The organism is Nitrospirota bacterium, from assembly GCA_020846775.1.
Lineage (GTDB): Bacteria > Nitrospirota > 9FT-COMBO-42-15 > HDB-SIOI813 > HDB-SIOI813 > RBG-16-43-11.
On the sequence record JADLDG010000057.1, the window covers coordinates 1 to 22,774 of the forward strand.

A 22,774-nucleotide genomic window follows, 5' to 3' on the forward strand; every position below is an offset into this window, starting at 1 on the left:
GATGAATGTGACCAGCCTTTTTAAGCCCCTCATCAATAAAAATTACTGCTTTCTCTGTGAAGCCATGCGCTTGACTCTTTAAGTACTTTTTAACCTTGATAATTAGAAACCATAAGGCTGAATGATTATGATTGCTCAAATCAAAACCTGGAATTGCATCTTTTAGCGTATACAACTCTTGATATTCTATCATGTGGGTAGGATTAAACGTCTGGCAAACAATAGGAAAACGGTAACCAGAAAAAATGTAACTCATAAATTCAAAAATTCCAAGACGAATAGATAAATCGCGCCCTTTATATTCTTTCCTACCACTCAATATATCAGCGAAATGAAATTCTTTTACGCCGAATTGTTGTTTCATTTCTACAATCGCGCCTGGCATTTGTTCAATGACATCGTAAAGCTGTAACGGGGGTAAAAGCACAGCAACCCACGTTTTTCTTTCTGAATGAAGATGTTTTGATTCTGTAATCTGGCCAGGGGAACCAGAGTCGTCAATAAAGACGCCGGTCACATTTGAAGGGAGATTATAATTTGCCAGTTTTATCATTTAATTAATAACAGCTGGCTGCCGCTTTAATGCTCATCTCTTTTATGAATGCCTGTGGAGTGATGTATTCTTCAATTCCATCGAAATCCCTATCATATGCCACCAGGAATTTGATGCCAAACTTTTTCACAACTGCCAGTTGCTCAAGGTCTTTATCTTTAATCAACTCCCTGTATTTAACCATTTCTTTCTTGACATCAGTAGAAAACACAACCGTGCAGGTTCTCAACAGATAGTCTCTATAGAAGCCTGCCAAATCCTTGTTATAGAATTTTTTGAAATATGCCTGCACTTCTTTGAGTACCCTCTCAGAGATTACCACTTCAAGTAGTCCTTGATTAAGAAGACCGATTATTTTATTCGAATTACTTTCAGGAAACTCAAAGGCATAGATGAAAACATTGGTGTCAAGAAAGATCCTATATTTCATCTTCTACGGCCTCAAGATCCTTCTCTAACTGTTCCGGAGTCACCTTCCTTCTCTTATGTCTGACAATTCTGTCCCACAGCATCCCAGGACTGAAAATTCCAAGGTCTGAAGCATACTTGATAATTGCAGCCCTTACCGCCTCATCTTTACTTTGGAAAAGTCCTGTCTTAACCATCCGTTCTAATACATCTTCTTCTTCCTTTTCCAATTTAATAGCCGTACCTGCCTTCATACGAATCACCTCCCTTTAAAGTTCTGCCCTATTCTACATTAAAATAACCGCTTTTTCTATAGTTGCAGAAGCCGACACACAATGCCTTTACATATTGAAAAATGACAAATTGACATATATCGCCAAAATCAGTAGATTAGCAAGTAAACACAAGTGTTACCGGGGAATTATAAGGGTTTACTACTGCTTACATGATGATTAAGAATATTTTCGATGGAAGGGTTTTGCAGTTGAATCTTGAAAGGGCCTTATTGCCTGACGGGAGGAGTGTTGATCTGGAGATCATCAGACATCCAGGAGGTGCCTGTGCTCTGCCGGTACATGATGACGGCAATATCATACTGATCCGCCAGTACCGGCATGCAGCCGGTGGCATTATATGGGAGTTGCCCGCCGGGAGGATTAACGATAACGAAGGGCCTGAGTTCTGCGCCAGGCGTGAACTTATAGAGGAAACCGGCTATGAGGCAGGAAACATGGAAAAGATCGGGGAGTTCTTTTCTACACCAGGTTTTTGTACAGAACTGCTCCATATTTATTTAGCCACTCAATTAGCCCCCTGCAAACACGAACCTGAAGATGACGAGTATATAGAGATCGAGAAACTTCCATTTGCAACAGCACTTCAAATGGTATTCAGCGGGGAAATTAAGGATAGCAAAACGATGATTGCACTGCTTCTTGCAAAGGATAGGTTTTCTAAGAAGCTATAACATAAACTGATTCGCAGATTATTTCACCCCTTCTACCCGTACCACCTTCCATCTAAATAATTCCTTGACAAGATATGCTCGTATGTGTGCGGCTGAGCGGTTTGTGCCGACGATATATGAGGGATTGCCATTCCACCCCACGGTTACCCGGACATCGAATTTTACGGTTGCTGTATCTTCCTTTATCTCTATAACGGGGTTTTCTATCGTCACTTCAAACTTGTCAAAGTCTTTAAAGAGATTTTCTAACAGTCGTTTGACCTTGGAATTATCAAATCCGTAACCATCTGCATAATTCAGAGAAATGAATGACATCATTTTCGTTGATTCTTCCTCTTCCATTGCCTTCTCAACGCCATTTATGACGCCCTGGACCCTCCACGTATCAAGAGATCCGGAATAGAAGAGTATGATTCCAGCTATCAGTAAAATAATTATTATTAGCAGCCCTGTCTTTTTCATCCGAAAATACCCTGATTAACCCATCCCCACCCTGACCCTCCCCTTGAAGGGGAGGGTAAATTCCTTTCACATTATTCATATTGTAAAAAAGGGATTATGCTTAACATATATAACATGTTCATCAATGCCTTTACAATCCTTGACACCCCTGCATGGCAGGTGTTATGATTGCCCTGAATTTGAGGCGCCGCACACTATATGGAAAAGGATTATAAAGACACCCTCAACCTCCCCCGGACCGACTTCCCCATGAAGGCAAACCTTACCAGAATGGAAGAGGTTATGCTTGAGAAATGGAAGACAACTAATCTTTATAATAGATTGCGGGAAACCGGCAAAGACAGAAAGAAATATATCCTCCACGATGGTCCACCATATGCAAATGGCAATATCCACATTGGTCACGCGTTAAATAAGATTCTCAAAGATATCATTATCAGGTCTAAGACAATGGAGGGGTTTGATTCCCCTTATACACCCGGATGGGACTGCCACGGCCTTCCGATAGAACATCAGGTAGATAAACAACTTGGCCCTAAGAAAAAAGGGATGAGCAGACATAATATAAGAAAGCTGTGCCGTGAATATGCAGAAAACTATGTAAATATACAACGCGAAGAGTTCAAGCGGCTCGGTGTCTCTGCTGACTGGGATTATCCATATCTGACTCTGGCCCATTCGTATGAGGCTACTATCATAAGGGAGTTCGGAAGGTTTGTAGAAAATGGCGGTGTGTATAAAAGGAGAAAACCTGTCCTCTGGTGTATGTCATGCGAGACTGCCCTTGCAGAGGCTGAGGTTGAATATGCAGATGATACATCACCATCAGTATATGTAAGGTTTCCGCACAAGTCCGGCATCGGTGATCGTATCCCTGCCCTTAAGGATAAGGATGTATCAGTAGTAATATGGACAACAACGCCATGGACGCTGCCAGCAAATTTAGCGGTTTGCCTCCATCCGGACTTTATTTACACGGCCGCTGAATTAAACGGTGCCATTCTGATCATGGCAAAGGATTTACTCCCTTCATTTCTTTCCAAAACAGGTAATCCGGAATTTGCAACTGTAGCAGAATTCAAGGGTTCAATGCTGGATGGCGTCATATTTTCCCATCCATTTATTGACAGAGATTCTATAGTCGTTAACGGAGCTTACGTTACACTTGAACAGGGTACGGGTTGCGTACACACAGCCCCGGGCCATGGAGAGGAAGACTATGAGACTGGCCTTAAATATGGACTTGACATATATTCTCCGGTTGACAGCAGGGGTAGGTTCATTGATGAGGTCCCATTCTTTGCCGGGATGAAGGTCTTTGAGGCAAATAAGTTCATAATGGAAAAAATGCAGGAACTGGGTGTTTTGCTGAAAGAAGAATTGATCTCCCACTCTTATCCTCATTGCTGGCGGTGTAAGAAGCCCGTTATATTCCGTGCCACTGAGCAGTGGTTCATATCCATGGAGACCGGCGGCCTGCGAAAAAAGGCGTTGAAGGCAATTGAATCTGTCTCATGGATCCCAAGATGGGGGAGGGACAGGATTCACGGAATGATCTCAGTAAGACCGGACTGGTGCATATCAAGACAGAGGACATGGGGTGTCCCTATCATCGCGTTTGCCTGTAAGAAATGCGGACACATACTGCTTGATAAAAATATCATTGACCATGTTGCAGGACTTGTGGAAGATCACGGGGCAGACATATGGTTTTCCGCAGAGGTTGAGAAACTTCTGCCTGGAGAGGTATCCTGCACACAGTGTGGAAATAAAGAGTGGGAACAGGAGATGGACATCCTTGATGTGTGGTTCGATTCAGGGGTCAGCCATGCGGCTGTCCTCGAGAAGAGGCCGGAACTATCCTGGCCCGCAGATTTGTATCTTGAGGGTAGTGATCAGCACAGAGGGTGGTTCCACAGTTCTTTGCTCGAATCCATTGGGACACGAAACAAGGCCCCGTACAGGTCTGTCCTGACTCACGGGTTTGTCGTAGACGGAAGTGGTAGAAAAATGTCTAAGTCTGCTGGTAACGTAATTGCTCCGCAGGAGGTTATTAATCAATATGGGGCGGAGATATTAAGACTATGGGTGGCTGCAGAGGATTACAGGGAAGATATCAGGATATCAAAAGACATACTTGTTCAACTTACTGAGGCTTACAGAAGGATTAGAAATACCTGCAGGTTCCTTCTGGGGAATTTATACGACTTTGACCCCCAGCTCAATCAGGTGTCATTGAATGAATTATCCGAGATAGACAGATGGGCCCTTCACAGACTGCAAAAACTTACAGGACGGGTGAAAAAGGCATATACAGATTTTGAATTCCATATAGTATTTCATGCCCTTCATAACTTCTGTGTAGTTGACATGAGCTCAATCTATCTCGATATTCTAAAGGACCGTCTATATACATTCCATAAGGCTTCAAAAGGACGGCGGGCAGCCCAGTTTGCCATGTATCAGATACTGACATCAATCGTAAAACTTATGGCGCCAGTGCTCTCATTTACAGCCGATGAGGTATGGGGGTATATCGCGAAAATATCGGTGCAGGATCAGGAGATCCCGAAGCAAGTTCGGGGAGACATGGAAACAGAGAGCGTTCACCTTAGCCTGTTCCCTGAAGTCAATCAGGCATATATCAACGAGGAACTGGATACAAAGTGGAACAGGCTGCTCAAGGTAAGGGGTGATGTAGCCAAGGCACTCGAGATTGCCCGCAAAGACCGGCTCATCGGGCACTCATTAGAGGCACATGTTGACATTTTCTCAGACCAGGAACTGTATACATTCCTTAATGATAATTCCGGTGAACTCGTGTCATTCTTCATAGTCTCTTCAGTAACTACTCATTCCAGTTCACCACCTCCGGATATATATCAAAGCAGTGAGATTAATGGATTGTCTATCCGAATTTCGCGGGCAGGGGGTAGTAAGTGCAGCCGCTGCTGGAACTATAGCGAAACGGTCGGACAGGACACAGAACATCCGGCAGTTTGCAGCCGCTGTGCAGAAGCATTAAGGTCATGAATAAATACTTGCTATTGACACTGGTTGCCGGCGGGGTTACTATTATAGATCAGTTATCCAAGTATGCAGTACAACATATGCTGACCCTTCACGATCCGATGGAGGTAATAGCTGGGTTCTTTAATATCACTTACATATTCAATCCAGGGGCGGCATTTGGACTTTTCGGCAATATTAGTGAAACAGCAAGAATGATCATACTGGTTGGAATTTCGTTAATTGCATTTGCAATCCTTTTTTACATATACATAAAGATCAGGGAAAGGGATAATCTAATCCTGGTACCTATTGCCTTGATAATCGGGGGCGCATTAGGTAATCTCATTGACCGGATTAGATTTCAGATGGTGGTAGATTTCCTTGATTTTTACTGGGGACATTTCCACTGGCCTGCTTTCAATATAGCAGACGCAGCTATAACAGTGGGAACGTTAATACTGGTTATTACCATACTATTTACGAAGAAAAGACACATATTAAATGTCTGATTAGATCCGGCCAGTATGGTCAGCACTAATTGCGGGATGAAACCCGCGTTATGATAGTTAATATGACTTTTTTAATTACTGACACTAGTTCGGTGGAATGTTCTGGATGTCATGGAGGCTGTACTTACAAATGAATAAGGCATGGGAAAGATTATTCAGCAAAGCAATAATGACTCTTGAAGAAGGGAACTGGCTCCGGGCCGTACAGTATCTCAAGAGGTCATGTGAACTTTACCCCGATCAGGTAGATGCCCATTGTGAGCTTGCTGATATATATTTACAACTTGGACATCTTGATGCTGCGCATGAGGTTGTACAACAGGCGCTGGCGGTTGATCCGTTAGATGCATCCTGCAATTTTCTTCTTGGCAATATCTACCTGGCACAGGGAAGACTGAGAGATGCACTTAAGATATATCTTTATCTGGAAAAGATGACTGATGAACCTACCCCTGAACTCCTTTTTAACATTGCCAGTGCCTTTGATAAAAAAGGAGACAAAAAAAAGGCCCTTAATTACTCAATTTATGCTACTGAGGAGGATCCTTCTTATATAGAGGCGTATGAGCTTACAGGCAGGCTTTTTTTTGAGATGGGGGAATTGCCTGAGGCAAAAAGCGCTTATCAGGAAATACTGACGATTGAGAGAAACAATGCAAATGCCCGCCAGATGTTATATGTTATTTATACCAGAGAGAACCGGATCTCAGAAATAAAATAGGTATCATGCCGATTGTAAAGATACTCAAGGTATCTCCTTACAGTGACTCCAAACGGATAGACCAGTACATAACAAATCTGTTACCGTTCTCACGAACTGCAATCCAGAAGTTGTTAAAATTAAATCTTATCACGGTTAATAGTGAAACCGTTAAGACAAACTATAAGGTTCGTCCGGACGATGAAATCAGGATTGAAATTCCGGGACCGACCCCCCTGCCTTTGCAGCCTGAGGATATATCAATAGATATCGTGTACGAGGATGAACATCTATTAATAGTCAATAAACCATCTGGCATGGTTGTGCATCCTTCCCCCGGTCATTACAGCGGTACACTTGTCCATGCCCTTCTTCATCACTGTAAAGATTTAACTGGAATAGGCGGTCGTGAGCGGCCAGGTATTGTTCACAGGCTGGATAAAGACACATCCGGTGTTCTTGTTATTGCTAAGAGCGACCCTGTCCACCGTCATTTATCAAATCAGTTCAAACAACGCACGGTCTTAAAGGTTTATATAGCATTGGTTCACGGTGTAATGAAGAAAAACCGGGGAGAGATTGACCTTCCCATTGGCAGAGATACCAGGGACAGAAAGAAGTTCTCTTCACGGACAGTGAATCCTAAACATGCAAAGACCTTTTTCAGGGTATTAAAGCGATTTAAGAATGCAACACTTTTAGAGCTGAAACCCGAGACAGGAAGGACACATCAGTTGAGGGTTCACCTGTCCCACCTTCACCACCCTGTTGCTGGTGATAGTTTTTACGGGGGAAGGGGCTATTCAAATATAGGCAGCGTGAAGATAGACAGGCTAATGCTGCATGCGATGAAACTCGGATTTATCCACCCTGTTACAGAGAAATACATGGAATTTGAACCTCCTCTTCCTGCCGGGATGAAGGACATCATAGAGTGCTTTAACGGACAAAATCAGTAATATTATTGTAAAATAAATTATTGACAACAGAATTTCATAAATGGTAGTATTCTTTTCACGAGTCTCATATTATTAAGAAAGGAGTAAGATGTATGGCGCTGCTTATTAACGAAGAATGTATTGCCTGTGCTGCTTGTTTGCCTGAGTGTCCTAATGAGGCAATAAGTGAAGGGGATATTTATATAATAGACCCGGACAAATGTACCGAATGCGTTGGACATTATGATGAACCTCAATGCGTTGCGGTATGCCCGGTTGACAACTGTATTGTAGCGGACCCAGATCATAAGGAATCAAAGGATGATCTTCAGGCCAAGTACGAAAGACTAACGGGTTCCAAATAACATATACTTTTAATTAACTGGCGGGATAAGAATATCCCGCCAGTTAACTTTCCGGAATAGACACTGACAAGCCTTCATACTGATTGATATCCAGACCTAGAACAGCCGGGTTTAATTCACTAACTATTGAATATATATAGTTTCCATCAGCGTCTTTTTCTGCAGCCAGGTCAACAACTGTTGACTCTTGCTTTTTCTTATTGCTGTCCAGAAGTATTCTAACCTTGGGACGTAACAATTCTTTTTGATTTACAGAAACAACGACACCGCATTGTCCTGTATTTAGTTCCACCAAAGAGTTTAACGGGTATATGCCTATACACTTTACAAAGTTTTCTATCAGTTCCATAACAAAGAGAGTATCTCCCCATTCATACAATCTCTTTATAGTTGCATGACAGGTTGACGCATTATGATAGACCCTTTCATATGTCAGGGCATCATAAACATCACATATGCTTGCAATTTGTCCTTCAAGACTGATCTTGCTCCCGAACAGCCTGTTTGGATAGCCTGTGCCGTTAAACCGTTCATGGTGCTGTAAGGCTACCAGCATGGCCTCTTCCGGTATGTGGTCATGTTTTCGTAAAATCTCACCTCCCAGATTCACATGACGCTTCATAATCTCGTACTCAGTCATTGTATATTTCCCTGGTTTGTTTAAAATACTCTCCGGGATCATTGTCTTTCCAATATCGTGCAATACTCCGCCAAATCCAATATTTTCCAATTGCCTTTTTGTCATTCCAAGGTGCCGCCCGAATGATACGGCAAGAATGCCGATATTAACGCTATGCATAAAAGTATAGTCATCATAATCTTTCAGATTGGTTAGGCACAATAATGCATCTCTGTTTCTGAATACACTTTCGACGATAGCGCTTACCTGCTCCTTTACAGCCTCGACCTCAATAGCCTTGCCCATTCGAGTATCATTAAAGATATTCTTTACGACGTTGCTTACGTTGCTCCTTATCTCCTTTGCCCTTGGTAACTCCTCATCAATTGTAAGAGGATCAATATATTCAGATTTTGCTGACGGCTTAGGTTTCTCCTCAGGTTTAACACTCAGGTGTGTCCTCTCAGTGTCATTCAGTACGGATTTATCCTCTAAGTCAGCGCCTTTTTCCGTATTTATCATCACATACATTATTCCGTTGCTTATCAACTTATCAATCTGATCCTGTGTCTTAATCAATTTTTTATGAAAAAAGAATGGAGTATCTATCCATGGACGGTCGAGCTGTTCAACGAACATCCCCACATTAAGCTTTTGAACAGGTATTTTTTTAGATGCCATAATAAATCTCCACTTTAAGATGAAAAGGACGTTTTTATGACGTAATTAAAGTACTATTTCGGATAATCTTATGAATAGGTTAAATCTTGCAGGCTATCTTAACAAGCCTTTCCTGTCTTCTGTCACCATTACGACGGTCAATACTGTCCGGCTTAATAATGCCAGTCCTCCTGTCAACCCCTGACCTCTTTTCAATGATCCCGGACTTTAACTCGCGGACTTTCTGCAGGAAAGCTTCATCATATGAATATTTTTCCACTCCTGTGATTAGTGTCCTCATATTCCGGCGGGTTTCCAAATGCATATCTGTCAGGATTTCAAAATATGGCTCTTGAGGAAGTTTGATAATCTCATTAAAGATACCCTGAATCTCAAGGAGTTCCAGGTGAAAAGCGATCTTCAATGCGCGGTTAATATCCAGGTCACCCGATATCTCCTTTCTGTACTTTTCAATAATTGAAAGGATTTCATCGTAGTTGACATCTTTGCCAACAATTGTATAAGACGGATGAGGCAGGGAGGGCATAATAGAAATGCACCTGTTTAATAGTTCAATCTGATTGTCTTCACCCTGAAGCATTTCCTCCCATAAAACCCTGTAGCCGGAATTTTCGTAGTAACGTTCCAGGAGGCATTGATATACATCTTCTATGCCCTTAACGATCTGCTGTATGGAGTTCAGGACTTTTTCTATGGTCATGAATAACTATCCGGGTGATCAGATTATTCAAGAATCTATTCCACTTGAATACGAACCACATTAATGATATAAATTTTAACATCATTGCTCATTGTTCTACAAGTTAAAATTGGAGGGTTGATGAAAAAAGACAAATCATTGGCATTGTTTAAAGCCTCTAAAAAAATAATGCCCGGTGGAGTTAATAGTCCTGTAAGGGCCTTCAGGGCAGTTGGCGGGGAGCCAATATTTATTGACAGTGCATCCGGCTGTCTCTTATTTGATGCTGACGGGAATGAGTATATAGACTATGTCTTATCATGGGGGCCTATGATAGCCGGTCATGCACACCCGAAGGTTACAAAGGCATTACGAAAAGCTGTTACAAAAGGTACCAGTTTTGGGGCTCCTACAGCACTTGAGATAGAACTGACCACAATGGTCAGGGATATATTCCCATCTATGGAACTGATCAGATTGGTCAATTCCGGCACAGAGGCTACTATGAGTGCACTGAGACTGGCAAGGGCTTATACCGGCAGGGATAAGATATTAAAATTCGAGGGGTGCTATCATGGCCATGCAGACAGTCTGCTGGTTAAGGCGGGTTCCGGCGCGGCGACACTCGGTATACCTGACAGCCCCGGTGTACCTTCCGATTTTGCAAGAAATACGATTACTGCACCGTTTAACAATTTTGCAGCTATTAAGAATATCATGGAAAATAGCGGCAGTGAGTTAGCATGTGTAATCATTGAACCAGTGCCAGGGAATATGGGGGTAGTGCCTCCTGCTGAAGGTTACCTTAAGATGCTCAGGGACATTACACGTCAATACGGCACACTGCTGATATTTGACGAAGTGATGAGCGGTTTCAGGGCAGCCTATGGCGGCGCACAGGAACTGTATGGTATTACTCCTGACCTTACATGCCTTGGGAAGGTTATAGGAGGCGGTCTTCCAATTGGTGCATATGGCGGCAGGGCAGATATTATGGAAATGATCGCTCCATCAGGCCCCGTATATCAGGCAGGAACCCTTTCAGGAAATCCCCTTGCAACTACTGCCGGGATTGAAACATTGAAAATCCTCTCGCAACCGGGGACTTACGAGCGCCTGAATAAATTGTCAGGACAATTGTCAGAAGGCATCAGAGACGCCGCTAATCGTGCAGGAATTTCTGTATTTAACACAGGTGTAGGCAGCATGGTCTGCACCTTTTTTACAGAGGGTCCTGTTACAGACTATGAATCTGCAAAGAAGTCAGACACCGCTGCCTTTGGCAGATTTTTCAACGTCATGCTGGATCAGGGGATATACCTTGCGCCATCACAGTTTGAGGCAATTTTTCTTTCAATTGCGCATACTGAAGAGCATATAGAAAAGACTATAAAGGCAGCTGAAAAGGCATTCAAGACATTACAAATTAGCATATAATTTATCTGTAGTTTATAAACTGCATATCAATCCCGAAATCACTCTCCCGGAGGAGCTTGATTACAGACTGAAGGTCATCTCTGTTTTTTCCTGATACCCTGAGCTGATCACCCTGAATTTGAGATTGAACTTTAAGTTTGGTTTCCTTTATCGCCTTGACGATTTCTTTGGCCTTGTCAGACGGGATCCCCTGCTGCAACTTTATATTCTGCCTGACAGTACTACCCAGTGCAGTCTCAATCTTGCCGTAAGTCAATGCCTTCAGTGAAATTCCCCGTTTCACCAGCTTTGCCTGAAGAATATCAATCAGGCTCTTTAACTTATATTCATCATCAGAACTTACTATAATCTCATTATTTTTCTCTTCAAGCTTAACATCACTCTTACTGCCCTTGAAATCAAACCTCTGAGCTACCTCCTTCATCGCCTGATCAATGGCGTTCTTTACCTCCTGCATCTCTATCTTTGATACAATATCAAACGAATTATCTGTTGCCATGACTTACCTCCCTCATCAATACTTCAGAACCTCAGTGCCTCCCGGAATCTTAAAGTCAAACAGACCTTTTTTTATGCCACTATTCAACTTCGTCCCGGAGAAACTAAAAGATATTTTATTACCGCTGTCCTCTGAAAGTATTAATTTTTTAATATAAAATGTTTCTTTATCTATTTCAACAATTACCTCGTTCACCATCTTCATCGTCTTAGGTGTAAGTTTAAGTCTGAAAAAATCAGCTGAGGGTTCCCCGCTTTTAATAATAAAACTATCTTCCCATTTTTCTATATTAGATAATAGACCCATGGCCGGTTCAGCATCAGGATGGTCAGAAACCTTCTGAATAATGGCCTGTTTCTGCTCATAAAAATAGAGGGTGATAGTGTCTCCATTTATTACGATATTTTGTTTGACTGGCCTTGTGTAATCCCACCTCACCAGCCCGGGCTTTTTCAGGTATAATTTCCCTTTAAAGTTTTTTTCATCAAAACCTTGCAGATAGCTCTGCTGAACAAAGTCCGCCGTGAAATCATTGACATCTCTGTATACTGCCTGAACTCTTTTCAGGATTTCAGCAGAAGCCCCTCCCTCCGCCTTAACTTCTCCATAGAGCTGAGAAGGCACCATCGCAATAATAATGACAAGGAATACTCCAAATACTGAGTTCCGCACCATGACCTTAATATTCAACACTAAAAACTCCTCACAACTCATTGCTCATCGCTCATTGCTTCTTCTAACTCACTGATCATTGCTTCTTCATCGCTCCCTCTTCAATACCTCTCTCGGCTTTCCTCCTATAGACGGTCCTACAAAGCCATCCGCTTCCATCATCTCAACAAGCCGGGCAGCACGGTTGAAACCTATGCGCAGGCGGCGCTGTATAAGAGATATAGACGCTTGTCCGGACATCAGGACTATATCCAGGGCCTGCTGATAGAATTCATCCCTGTCACCTTCAGAAACTCCTTCTTCAGAATCAGCCTCCTCAGGTTTGTAACTATATTCAGGACTTGCCTGGGCCTTTGCATATTCAACTATTTTCCCCACCTCAGATTCATATATATATGCCCCATGCACCCTCATCAGCTTTGACGTACCGGGCTGGAGGAACAACATGTCCCCCTTGTCCAACAGGTCCTCAGCCCCAATGCCATCAAGGATGGTCCTTGAATCTACCTTTGACGAGACCTTGAAAGATATGCGTGCCGGAAAGTTAGCCTTAATAACACCTGTAATAACATCTACTGACGGACGTTGAGTTGCCAGAATAAGATGAATACCGGCAGCCCTCGCCATCTGAGCAAGCCTTGCTATAGAATCTTCCACCTCACGTTGCGCCGTCATCATAAGGTCAGCAAGCTCGTCAACAATAACAACAATATATGGAAGGGTTTCCTCTTTGTCAGTGAGCTTGTTGTATCCATCAATGTTTCTTACACCCTTTTCAGCAAGTACCCGGTATCTCCTCTGCATCTCCTCAACAAGCCTCTGTAAAATCCATGACGCCTCCTTTGGCTGTGTTATCACAGGCGTAATAAGGTGTGGTATACCCTCATATATAGACAGCTCCAGTATCTTCGGGTCTATCATTACTATTTTGAGATCAGAAGGAGTTGCACTGTAAAGAAGGCTTGATATCATACTGTTTAAGGCAACACTCTTGCCTGAACCGGTTGCCCCGGCAACTAACAAATGCGGCATCTTTGTCATGTCAGCGACTACCGGATTGCCGGAGATATCCTTGCCAAGCGCCAGTGGAAGCCTCGACTTTAGCGCCCTGAACTGCTCTGATGCAATTATCTCCTTAAGAAACACATCCTCCCTGAAATGGTTGGGTACTTCTATCCCTACGGTAGACTTGCCAGGCAGTGGAGCTACAATGCGTACACTTCCTGATTTCAGTGCAAGGGCAAGATCATCTGAAAGATTCACAATCCTTGACAACTTGACACCAGGAGCAGGTTCAAATTCATACATCGTGATAACAGGTCCGGGATTCACCTCTACAACCTGACCGTCTATCCCGAAATCAAGCAATTTCTTCTCCAGGACACTTGAATTCATCAGGAGGTCTTCTTTGCTAATCTTAGTCTCTGAAGGAGCCGGATCACTTAATATTGACAAGGGAGGGAGTTTATATGTCCCGTCTGAGGATGTGTCAGAGAATTCCAGGTTCTCCTGCATAGGCAAAACATCAGTATCAGCAGCATGGGACCGGCTGCGGTTTTTTTGTTGTATAACCGGTTCAGGACGAAAAAGATCAAGCTCTGGCTCCACTGACAATGACTCTTGATCTGCCAAGACTGCATTAGCATGTGAAAGAAGATCGCTATCCCTGACCGGCCGCGTATCTTTTTCCCTTCGAGATATCATGCCCGTTAACAGCTGCGGCAGCCTTGCCCTCTTCCATAAGGCAGAAGACAGGTCAGCCGGAGAAATTCCTATTGCTATCACTGCGGATATAACAACGAGTGTAAACGTTATGACATGTGCCCCGAAGGTTGCACAGCAGCCTGTCAATAATGATGCAAACAGGTCACCTGCAAGCCCGCCTGCCGGTATACTCCCCTTTATAGATAACGATATTCTTTCAAGGTGCAGATGAAAAAACGTTGGCAGGGACAGGAACAAAAGACAAAAACCTATAATCCTTTCTTTATAAGATGCCACTTCTCTCTTAAACTTCTTCCACCCGACCAGGAAAAGTACAAATGGAACTAAGTATGCAGCCCCGCCAACGAGGGTAAAAAGGATATCTGATAGATGAGAACCAAACAGCCCGGCAAGGTTCTTTACATCATTGCTGGTCGAGACAGAATTGAATGAAGGGTCATCAGGGCTGAATGAAACAAGACTCGCAAAGATCAGCAGGCCTGCGGCAAAAAAAACAAACCCCCATATTTCGCTAACCCATTTCCTGTCTTCTTTTTTTTTCTTTTTATCAGCCATCGTATCTCCCTACACCTCGATAATTATTGGAATAATCATCGGTCTCCTTTGCATCTTCTTCTTTATGTGCCTTTTCAGTGCAGCAGTAACCTTGTCCTTAACTATGATCCACTCCTGCATTAACTCCGGCTCCATCTCTCCCAGTAACGTAATAACAACTTTCCGCAATTCTTCAATTACCTCAGGATAATCCTCTTCATAGATGAATCCACGACTGATAATATCCGGGCCTGTTATAATCTTTGCCGAACTCTTTTCTATTCCAATCATTACAATAATTATCCCATCCATACCAAGGTGTTTACGATCCCTGAGGACGATGCTGCCAACCTCTCCAATCCCCTTTCCATCAACAAACACCCTGCCGGCATCCACCTTTCCTGCTTTTCTTGCACCATCCTCTGTAAATTGAGCCACATCACCGTTCTCAAGTATCAGGATGTTTTCCCGCGGAATACCAAGCCCTTCAGCGAGTCTTGAATGATAAATAAGATGCCTGTATTCACCATGAACAGGAATAAAGTATTTCGGCTTCACAAGATTGAGCATCATCTTCTGCTCTTCCCTGCAGGCATGACCCGACACATGGATGTCCGATACCTGCTCATATAAGACATTTGCGCCACGGCGAAATAGATGATTGATTACCCTTCCAATAGCACGTTCATTACCTGGTATGAATCTCGATGATAACAGGACCATATCACCTTCTTCGATCTTTATATGCTTGTGGTCATCCATAGCCATCCTGGAGAGTGCAGACATCGGCTCTCCCTGACTGCCAGTAGTCACAATCACAATCTTGTAACACGGAAGCTCATTCAGGTCATCCATAGAGGCCTTGACATCAGGCGGGTAATGAAGGTATCCAAGCTCTTCAGCAATCCTGGTGTTATTTACCACACTCCGGCCGTTTAATATCACCCTTCGGCCAAATTTTGCAGCAGCATCTATTACCTGCTGTATCCTGTGAATGTTAGATGCAAATGTCGCTACAATAATCCTTTTTTTAGCCCTGGCAAAAATCTCATTAAATGCAACACCAACTTCACGTTCGGAAAGACAATAACCCTCCCTTTCAGAATTTGTGCTGTCTGAAAGAAGCACGAGTGTCCCCATGTTTCCATAATCAGCGAAACGATGGACATCGAGCAACTGCCCGTCTACCGGGGTCTGGTCAAACTTGAAATCCCCGGTATGTACTATACGGCCGACAGGTGTTGTAATACCAAAACCTACACCGTCAACAATACTGTGAGTTATCCTTATACCCTCAATGGAAAAACACCCCAGCTCAAAAACTTCTTTAGGCCGGATAGAAATCAGATTACACTTTTCATCAAGATCATGTTCTTTGAGCTTTTCTGAGATAAGCCCGATGGTAAGAGGGGTGCCATAGACCGGGATATTCATCTCTCTCAGCAAGTACGGGATAGCGCCTATATGGTCTTCATGTCCATGGGTAATGATAATACCCAGGACCTTCTCTCTATTTTCAGCCAGATAAGAAATATCAGGTATGACAACATCAACACCTAACATTTCCTCCTCCGGGAACATAAGCCCTGCATCAACAACTATTATGTCATCTCCATACCGGAAGACCGTCATATTGAGACCGATCTCCCCCACACCTCCAAGCGGTATAATCAGGAGTGCTTTATCATCCATATGCGGATAATTTATCACTTTCCTCTGCTAAATTCAATCAAAGCATTTCCTGCAGCATATCTATTCCCACAAATGTTTATCTACATACTGTGCTAATATCTCCTGCATCCTTTCAGGAGGAGGCTCAGGAAAGTAGAAATTTATAACTGCATGGGCGATCTCATGCGCAAGAACGCCTGCGCCTGTATTCTCGACAGACACATATATTGTCCTGCTCCTGTGTGAGTAAAATGCAATTGGTGTCTTCCCGAAGGCGCCAAGGGGCGTCAGATGGGAATATGCGCTTTCAATATCCCTGTGACTTTGATAGACACATATTTTGATACTAAGATCAAAAGGATACATATCAAGCAATCTGCTTACCCTCTCAACTAAAGAATCTACCTTTCTGCCTGTTTCTGCAGGGTCATTATCAAAGCCGCCGCTGAAGAAACCGGTTCCCTTTCCTATATTCTTCGTGAACCGCTGAAGCCCTTTTTCATTTTCATAACATATAGTGGCATATTTAGATCCAACACTCTTGGGCAGACTATCACAGGCAAATACAGAAACAGGCGGCAGCAGTATAAATATAGCAGCAATGTGGAACAGCGTTATATTAATGAAGGATGAGGGGGACTTATTGGTTTTCCGAGGTCTTGAAATAGTTCACAACCTCCTCTAAAGCCTGAACGTTTTCTGTAACTTCCCTTAATAGATTATCCAGACTATTACTGCCTGATTGTCCGGTAGACTCTGAGGCCTTGATCTCCCGCAAAAGACCTGACAGTTCATGAGTCCTGAACTTTATATCACTGACCCTGCTATCCATAGCGGTAGTCAATTCAGTAATACTTTCAGACAACTCTGACAACTGGTCTTTATCCCTTAATTTAAATCTCTGAGTAAGGTCACCCCTTCCTACATCATCGAGGATCTTTTCAAAACGGTATAATGGGCCTGCTATCCTGTGCGACATATAGATCAGCACTGTTATGCCTATAACGGCTGTTATGACAATTATGATGAGGTTTGACACTAAAAGTGTAGGCAGGAAAAACTCTGATGTCCTCGCAATCCTGAAGTCAGAACCAATGAATCCTGTGGTAAGCGTGCCTCTCGATAGATACATAAAGAGTCCGATCGCCAGTATTGCCTCTATGACAATTACTGCAAGGAACTTGATGGTAAAGCTAATCTGAAACTCCCGGTTTATGAAAAAGTTACGACGCCTGAATATTGGTCTGTTCACTCGAAATAGCCTTTCAAATCCCCCCCTGCCCCACTTTTCTAAAGTGGGGTAACTAATTTCCCCCTTTGAAAAAGAGGGATTAAGGGGGATTATTTTCATGTACCTTTTTGAGCCCGCGGCTCATGAGCGTTTTACTTGTAACTTTCTGACAATTTTTTCATATCAATCTTAATTTCTGCGGAATTTCTTGCCTCTTTCAACCACTCATCCATCGCCTTCTGTTTCTTCTGCTCAAAGAGTAACAACCTTATCTCTTCACGGACATCCTTCAAAAGCGGTCTGGGGTTTAATCCTGTCTTCATGTTCTGATAATAAGCAAGTATCTCATCTTCTGTTACAATAAGCTTTCCGCTCCACTCCCTGCTCCTGACTTCAATCAATTCCCTTATAAGTGTCTGTTCCCAGAAACTCTTTATCGTCTCAAGAAACCTTTTATCTTCTGCAAGCCCCATCTTCATAGCTTCCTGGATCATCAGCTGTTTATCAATAACCATGTTCAGATGTTCTTCTACAGATTTTGCATTCAGCTTAAAATCAGGGTTTCTGTTGGCATATATGGCAAGTTCCCTTTGAAACTCCTGCAATGAAACAGGGGATCCATTCACAACAGCAACTTCATCCTTGTGCTGCTTTTGCCCGCAGGATGTCAAGACAGGAATCAATAGAACAGAAAGGATTATTAAAAAATCCTGATAACTCTTCAACGCACTACTTTTTTGCCTTTTGTTTATCATAATTTTCTATAATTCTTCCGGTCATGTCTATCGCATTTGGCATGTACAATACGCTGGGATCCTTCTCAAGGATAATAGTATACTTTTCTTCTGTTCCAATTTTTGATATTACTTCACGAATCTCACCAATCATTTTAACAGTGATAGTCTTGTCCATATCTCTGAGACCGGACTCTGCCTGGTCTTTAAGCCGTTTCATCTCCATCGCCTCTTTCTGGAACTTCGCCTCCTTTTCCTTTTTCTCTGCGTCTGAAATACCAGCCTTCGTAATCTCAGAGCGGAGTTTTTTCAATATATCTTCTTTATCAGTCAAGGCCTTCTTCATTCCTGTCATTTCAGTCTCAAATTGCGCCTTCGCCTCCTTACCGCCCTTTGATTCAATAATCACCCGCTGTATATCTACTACACCAATCTTTACTGCATCCAACTTATCATCCGAATACGACGGCGCTGAATAGATTAAAGAAACCAACAGTACCACCGCGAGAGCTACGACAGATTTTTTCATTAAAATTTCCTCCAGGTAAGTTATTAAAATTTATGTCTTTTCTGCTCCGACATCATAAACTCCATAAGCGTATCGGCAATCTTTCCCCATTCCTCCATACTGACGTCCTCAGGACGACAGTTCTGATCAATCTCTGCCATATCGAGTACATTTTTAATTATTTCCTTACTGTGACCAGACAAAGAAAGTGAATTAAGCAGGGTCTTTCTTCTGTAGTAAAAAGCAGATTTAATGAGCCCCCAGAAAAGCCCCTCATTTCTTACATCAACAGCAACCTTTTCCCTCGGCACAATCTTAAGGACTGAAGAGTCAACCTTAGGTTCAGGATAGAACATCTTGCGCGAAACATTAAATGCTATCTCAGGGTGGGCATAAAATTGAACTGCTATAGACAATATCCCATAGTCTTTACTCCCTGGCGCAGCAACTACACGTTCCGCAACCTCTTTCTGGAGCATAATCGTCATTGAAGTAACCATGTCACTCAGTTCTATCAGACGGAAAAGAATCGGGGTAGACATATAGTACGGAAGGTTTGCCACAACCTTAAATCGTGAACCGACCTGATGATATGGAAATTGCAGTGCATCCGCCTCGACTATAGTAAGGCCCGGATATTTGACCGCCCGCTCTTTAAGATTTTCAATTATTGAACTGTCTATCTCAATAGCGATTACTTCAGATGCAATCTCTGCCATCCTGAAGGTCAACGCACCCCTGCCTGGTCCTATCTCAACAATCACATCATCCTTGTGAATATCAGCAACTTCTATTATCCTGGATATTATTTCAGGGTCCTGCAGGAAGTGTTGTCCAAGATGTTTCTTAGGCCGCCCCGGCCGTCCCTGCTTTTGACTTATATTATTGTCATTATTGTCATCTTTATGCATGAGTAAACCCGACCATTTCTACTGCCATCTTTAATGCCTCGATCAAACTTCCAGGGTCTGCGCAGTCTTTACCGGCTATGTCATACGCCGTCCCATGATCTACAGAAGTCCTGATAAACGGCAGACCTACCGTTACATTAACAGCCTTTCCAAAGGCAAGAAGCTTTAACGGTATCAGTCCCTGGTCATGATACATAGCGACGACAATATCATAGTAACGTTCTTTAGCCTTATAGAACAAGGTGTCGGCCGGGAACGGATCGCTCACATCAAGCCCCTCTCCCCGAGCCTCAATTATTGCAGGCATGATCACATCCCACTCTTCTGTACCAAACAATCTCCCTTCGCCGGCATGCGGATTAAGTGAAGCTACAGCAATCCTCGGCGGCTTTGTCTGAAAATAACCCATAGCCTTATGGGCAAGACGGATCGTTCTAAGCACACTGTCTTTCTGAATATGCCTGAACACATCTTTTAATGCCATGTGGGTCGTGACAAGTATAACACGCAGGCCGCCGCCAACCATCATAAGACCAAAATCCTTTGTACCGGCCATTTCAGCCAGTAGTTCGGTATGTCCGGGGTATTGAAAACCTGCTGCATTAATAATTTCCTTATTAATGGGGGCTGTGGTAATTGCATCTATCTTCTTTGCGAGGGCAAGCTCTGCAGCCTTTTTTATGAACGATACAGCGGCAGATCCACAGGTCTTGCCAGGGACACCGTACTTTAGTCCCTTTATATCCACATTATTCAGATCAATAACTTCGATCTTACCGCTGCCGGCAGGGGCAGACGCTATCTTTTCAATCTTCTTTATCTCTGCGCTGATCCTGCACGTCTTCAAGATCTTTTTAATTACCCCAGCATCCCCAATAACTATTGGGCGGCATATCTTGTTTATGTCATATTCAAGGATTGCCTTAACAATTATCTCCGGTCCAATACCAGCCGGGTCTCCCATTGTAATACCTATTACCGGCCTTTTTGCAGCACCCATACTCATCGCCTCCTTCTTTTTGATATGTGATTCCTAATGCTCACCCACACTTCCAGCCATCTTCCCTTCCGGCTCAATGTGCACAACGACTTCTGTCACCTCTGCAAACTCCTTTTTGATCCTTCCTTCCACCTTATGCGCTAACTCGTGGGCCTCAGAGATACCCATATCTGATGGTACATGAAGCCTTAAGTCTACAAAGACATCAGTCGGTGTGCCGCGGGATCTTATATCATGACACTCTGTCACACCATCAACTCCGATTACAACATCCCTGATGAGTCCCGGGTTTATTCTAAAGTAGTCGCTTAATACCTTTGCCGACTCAGACAATATCTGATATCCTGTCCAGCCAATGAGAATTGCTATTATAAAGGCAGCAATAGGGTCTATCACGGGGATGCCTGCATAAACTGCGGCAAGGCTTATCATAACAGCCACAGAGGCAAAGATATCACTCTTCGTGTGCATTGCATCTGATATCAATATCTCACTCTTCAACTCCTCACCTTTTGAACGCTCCCATTTCATAACAAATATATTAATCCCCATAGTAGCAAGGATGACCAGAAAACTGAAGACGGTAACATGCGGGGTAGTCGAGTCCATGAACCTGAAATATGCATCCCGCAGTATATGATAACATGTAAGAAAGAGGAGGATAGAAATGCCAAGTGACGCCAGTGTCTCATATTTCTTGTGCCCGTAGGGGTGGTCCTTGTCAGGCGGATTGTACGCAAGCCAGATACCAACGAGGCCGATGACATTCGATGTTCCGTCAAAGAATGAATGATACCCATCTGCAACCATGCTCAGTGAGCCTGATATGTGTCCATAAATAAGCTTGGCAAGGGCGGCAATCATGTTCAGGAGGAGTGTGTAAGTAAGGATCTTCCTTACGGAAACATAAGAATTCATCTTAAAGATTATAGTCTACGAAAGGGGGAAAGGCAACAGATAATCATCTCCAATCCTCCCTGTAAAGCACTATCGCAAAAGACAATTTCCTGCTATAATATGGCGGCGTTCAATGATATATTCTGGCTGTAGGTGATGGCAGTCATTGACGGCAGTTTGTCAGGCGTGGTTATGCTTGCCACTGTGGCTGAATATGGGGAAAGGAAGGTGAATAATTATGCGGGGCTCGGAAATTATTCCTCAGCAGATTATTGAGAGTAAAATACTTATCATCAGAGGCAAAAAGGTGATGCTGGACAGGGATCTTGCCATACTATATGGAGTTACTACGGGAAACCTTAATAAGACTGTTAAAAGAAATATAAAACGATTCCCTGAAGATTTTATGTTTCAGTTAACCAGAGATGAATATGATTCTTTAAGATTCCAATTTGGAACCTTAAAGAGAGGACAGCACTCAAAGTACCCTCCACACGCCTTTACAGAGAATGGAGTGGCTATGCTTTCAAGTGTTCTGAGTAGCGAGCAGTCAATTTCCGTCAACATCCAGATAATGCGAACCTTTACAAAACTCAGGGAGATGCTCACTACACATAAGGAACTCAAACAGAAGATAGAAGACATGGAAAAGAAAAACGATGACCAGTTCAAGATCGTTTTTGATGCTATTCACCAAATTATGGCTCCAACTGAGGCAAAGGAAAAGAAGATTGGCTTCCGGGTGAGAGAACGTATACTACGATACAGAAAATCCTGTTGAAATATGCAAGAGGCGATCAAAGGTATTGCAGAAGAGATAGCAGAGAATCTCACAAAGAGATTTCATGGCAATCTTAAATGCCTGATCCTCTATGGCTCATGGGCAAAAGGGACTGCGAGGCAAACCTCTGATATTGATTTGCTTGCTGTCTTTGACAAGTCAGACAAAGAGATAAGAAAGGCTGTGGCTGATATTATGGATACTCTTGAAACAGAAAGGAGTATTACTGTGCTATCTACAAGTCTTGAGGATTTCCAGAAGGAAAAGATACCACTTTATAC

26 protein-coding genes are annotated in these 22,774 nt (G+C 43.0%); 9 read left to right on the plus strand and 17 right to left on the minus strand.

Annotated features, from left to right (window positions below):
- The 3 genes from IT392_08435 to IT392_08445 form a co-directional block, all read right to left on the minus strand.
- Positions 1-553, minus strand: a 553-nt coding sequence (locus IT392_08435) for a hypothetical protein (protein ID MCC6544512.1), incomplete at its 3' end; no start/stop codon positions are given.
- 4 nt (positions 554-557) lie between these two features.
- Positions 558-983: a PIN domain-containing protein gene (locus IT392_08440; GenBank protein MCC6544513.1), complete on the minus strand. Its 426-nt coding sequence runs from the start codon at positions 981-983 to the stop codon at positions 558-560.
- Positions 973-1,215: a hypothetical protein gene (locus IT392_08445; protein ID MCC6544514.1), complete on the minus strand. Its 243-nt coding sequence runs from the start codon at positions 1,213-1,215 to the stop codon at positions 973-975. The genes IT392_08440 and IT392_08445 overlap by 11 nt, the downstream gene beginning before the upstream one ends.
- Positions 1,216-1,406: 191 nt before the next feature.
- Here IT392_08445 and IT392_08450 point away from each other — a divergent pair, with 191 nt between their 5' ends.
- Complete coding sequence (locus tag IT392_08450) at positions 1,407-1,928, plus strand: NUDIX hydrolase (GenBank protein ID MCC6544515.1); 522 nt, start codon at positions 1,407-1,409, stop codon at positions 1,926-1,928.
- 18 nt (positions 1,929-1,946) lie between these two features.
- On the opposite strand, the gene IT392_08455 is transcribed toward IT392_08450, so the two are convergent.
- Positions 1,947-2,390, minus strand: a complete 444-nt coding sequence (locus tag IT392_08455; protein ID MCC6544516.1) for a hypothetical protein — start codon at positions 2,388-2,390, stop codon at positions 1,947-1,949.
- A 198-nt stretch (positions 2,391-2,588) separates the two neighbouring features.
- Between IT392_08455 and ileS the strand changes: the two genes are divergently transcribed.
- The 5 genes from ileS to IT392_08480 all read left to right on the plus strand — a co-directional run bounded on the left by ileS (position 2,589) and on the right by IT392_08480 (position 7,914).
- The gene (gene ileS, locus IT392_08460; protein MCC6544517.1) at positions 2,589-5,423 is read left to right on the plus strand and encodes an isoleucine--tRNA ligase; all 2,835 of its coding nucleotides are present in this window, start codon (positions 2,589-2,591) and stop codon (positions 5,421-5,423) included.
- The gene (gene lspA, locus IT392_08465; GenBank protein ID MCC6544518.1) at positions 5,420-5,911 is read left to right on the plus strand and encodes a signal peptidase II; all 492 of its coding nucleotides are present in this window, start codon (positions 5,420-5,422) and stop codon (positions 5,909-5,911) included. Before ileS ends, lspA begins: the two co-directional genes overlap by 4 nt.
- A 130-nt stretch (positions 5,912-6,041) precedes the next feature.
- Positions 6,042-6,632 (plus strand): tetratricopeptide repeat protein, encoded by a 591-nt coding sequence (locus IT392_08470; GenBank protein MCC6544519.1) that lies wholly within the window; start codon positions 6,042-6,044, stop codon positions 6,630-6,632.
- Positions 6,633-6,637: 5 nt separating this feature from the next.
- The gene (locus IT392_08475; protein ID MCC6544520.1) at positions 6,638-7,570 is read left to right on the plus strand and encodes an RluA family pseudouridine synthase; all 933 of its coding nucleotides are present in this window, start codon (positions 6,638-6,640) and stop codon (positions 7,568-7,570) included.
- Positions 7,571-7,662: 92 nt separating this feature from the next.
- The gene (locus IT392_08480) at positions 7,663-7,914 is read left to right on the plus strand and encodes a YfhL family 4Fe-4S dicluster ferredoxin (protein MCC6544521.1); all 252 of its coding nucleotides are present in this window, start codon (positions 7,663-7,665) and stop codon (positions 7,912-7,914) included.
- Positions 7,915-7,957: 43 nt separating this feature from the next.
- Here the strand turns inward: IT392_08480 and IT392_08485 are convergent, their stop codons facing one another.
- Both IT392_08485 and IT392_08490 read right to left on the minus strand, forming a co-directional pair.
- Positions 7,958-9,214, minus strand: a complete 1,257-nt coding sequence (locus IT392_08485) for an HD-GYP domain-containing protein (protein MCC6544522.1) — start codon at positions 9,212-9,214, stop codon at positions 7,958-7,960.
- Positions 9,215-9,293: 79 nt separating this feature from the next.
- Positions 9,294-9,914: a hypothetical protein gene (locus IT392_08490; GenBank protein ID MCC6544523.1), complete on the minus strand. Its 621-nt coding sequence runs from the start codon at positions 9,912-9,914 to the stop codon at positions 9,294-9,296.
- A gap of 120 nt (positions 9,915-10,034) precedes the next feature.
- Between IT392_08490 and hemL the strand changes: the two genes are divergently transcribed.
- Positions 10,035-11,330 (plus strand): glutamate-1-semialdehyde 2,1-aminomutase, encoded by a 1,296-nt coding sequence (hemL, locus tag IT392_08495; GenBank protein ID MCC6544524.1) that lies wholly within the window; start codon positions 10,035-10,037, stop codon positions 11,328-11,330.
- Position 11,331: 1 nt separating this feature from the next.
- Here the strand turns inward: hemL and IT392_08500 are convergent, their stop codons facing one another.
- The 11 genes from IT392_08500 to IT392_08550 form a co-directional block, all read right to left on the minus strand.
- Complete coding sequence (locus IT392_08500; protein ID MCC6544525.1) at positions 11,332-11,829, minus strand: YajQ family cyclic di-GMP-binding protein; 498 nt, start codon at positions 11,827-11,829, stop codon at positions 11,332-11,334.
- Positions 11,830-11,844: 15 nt separating this feature from the next.
- Positions 11,845-12,522 (minus strand): outer membrane lipoprotein carrier protein LolA, encoded by a 678-nt coding sequence (locus tag IT392_08505; protein ID MCC6544526.1) that lies wholly within the window; start codon positions 12,520-12,522, stop codon positions 11,845-11,847.
- 66 nt (positions 12,523-12,588) lie between these two features.
- Positions 12,589-14,781, minus strand: coding sequence for a DNA translocase FtsK (locus IT392_08510; protein MCC6544527.1), 2,193 nt, complete (start codon positions 14,779-14,781; stop codon positions 12,589-12,591).
- A gap of 9 nt (positions 14,782-14,790) precedes the next feature.
- The gene (locus IT392_08515; protein MCC6544528.1) at positions 14,791-16,452 is read right to left on the minus strand and encodes a ribonuclease J; all 1,662 of its coding nucleotides are present in this window, start codon (positions 16,450-16,452) and stop codon (positions 14,791-14,793) included.
- A gap of 60 nt (positions 16,453-16,512) precedes the next feature.
- The gene (locus IT392_08520; protein ID MCC6544529.1) at positions 16,513-16,797 is read right to left on the minus strand and encodes a hypothetical protein; all 285 of its coding nucleotides are present in this window, start codon (positions 16,795-16,797) and stop codon (positions 16,513-16,515) included.
- Between the two features lie 274 nt (positions 16,798-17,071).
- Positions 17,072-17,683, minus strand: coding sequence for a methyl-accepting chemotaxis protein (locus IT392_08525; GenBank protein MCC6544530.1), 612 nt, complete (start codon positions 17,681-17,683; stop codon positions 17,072-17,074).
- Positions 17,684-17,814: 131 nt separating this feature from the next.
- Positions 17,815-18,417: a SurA N-terminal domain-containing protein gene (locus IT392_08530; protein ID MCC6544531.1), complete on the minus strand. Its 603-nt coding sequence runs from the start codon at positions 18,415-18,417 to the stop codon at positions 17,815-17,817.
- Complete coding sequence (locus IT392_08535; GenBank protein MCC6544532.1) at positions 18,392-18,925, minus strand: OmpH family outer membrane protein; 534 nt, start codon at positions 18,923-18,925, stop codon at positions 18,392-18,394. Before IT392_08535 ends, IT392_08530 begins: the two co-directional genes overlap by 26 nt.
- Before the next feature lie 23 nt (positions 18,926-18,948).
- On the minus strand, positions 18,949-19,815 hold the full coding sequence (rsmA, locus tag IT392_08540) for a ribosomal RNA small subunit methyltransferase A (GenBank protein MCC6544533.1): 867 nt from the start codon (positions 19,813-19,815) through the stop codon (positions 18,949-18,951).
- The gene (gene pdxA / locus IT392_08545; GenBank protein ID MCC6544534.1) at positions 19,808-20,821 is read right to left on the minus strand and encodes a 4-hydroxythreonine-4-phosphate dehydrogenase PdxA; all 1,014 of its coding nucleotides are present in this window, start codon (positions 20,819-20,821) and stop codon (positions 19,808-19,810) included. Before pdxA ends, rsmA begins: the two co-directional genes overlap by 8 nt.
- 27 nt (positions 20,822-20,848) lie before the next feature.
- Positions 20,849-21,733, minus strand: coding sequence for a cation transporter (locus tag IT392_08550; GenBank protein MCC6544535.1), 885 nt, complete (start codon positions 21,731-21,733; stop codon positions 20,849-20,851).
- A gap of 235 nt (positions 21,734-21,968) precedes the next feature.
- Between IT392_08550 and IT392_08555 the strand changes: the two genes are divergently transcribed.
- Positions 21,969-22,493, plus strand: coding sequence for an ORF6N domain-containing protein (locus IT392_08555; GenBank protein ID MCC6544536.1), 525 nt, complete (start codon positions 21,969-21,971; stop codon positions 22,491-22,493).
- Positions 22,494-22,496: 3 nt separating this feature from the next.
- A partial coding sequence (locus tag IT392_08560) for a nucleotidyltransferase domain-containing protein (protein ID MCC6544537.1) occupies positions 22,497-22,774 on the plus strand: 278 nt, incomplete at its 3' end.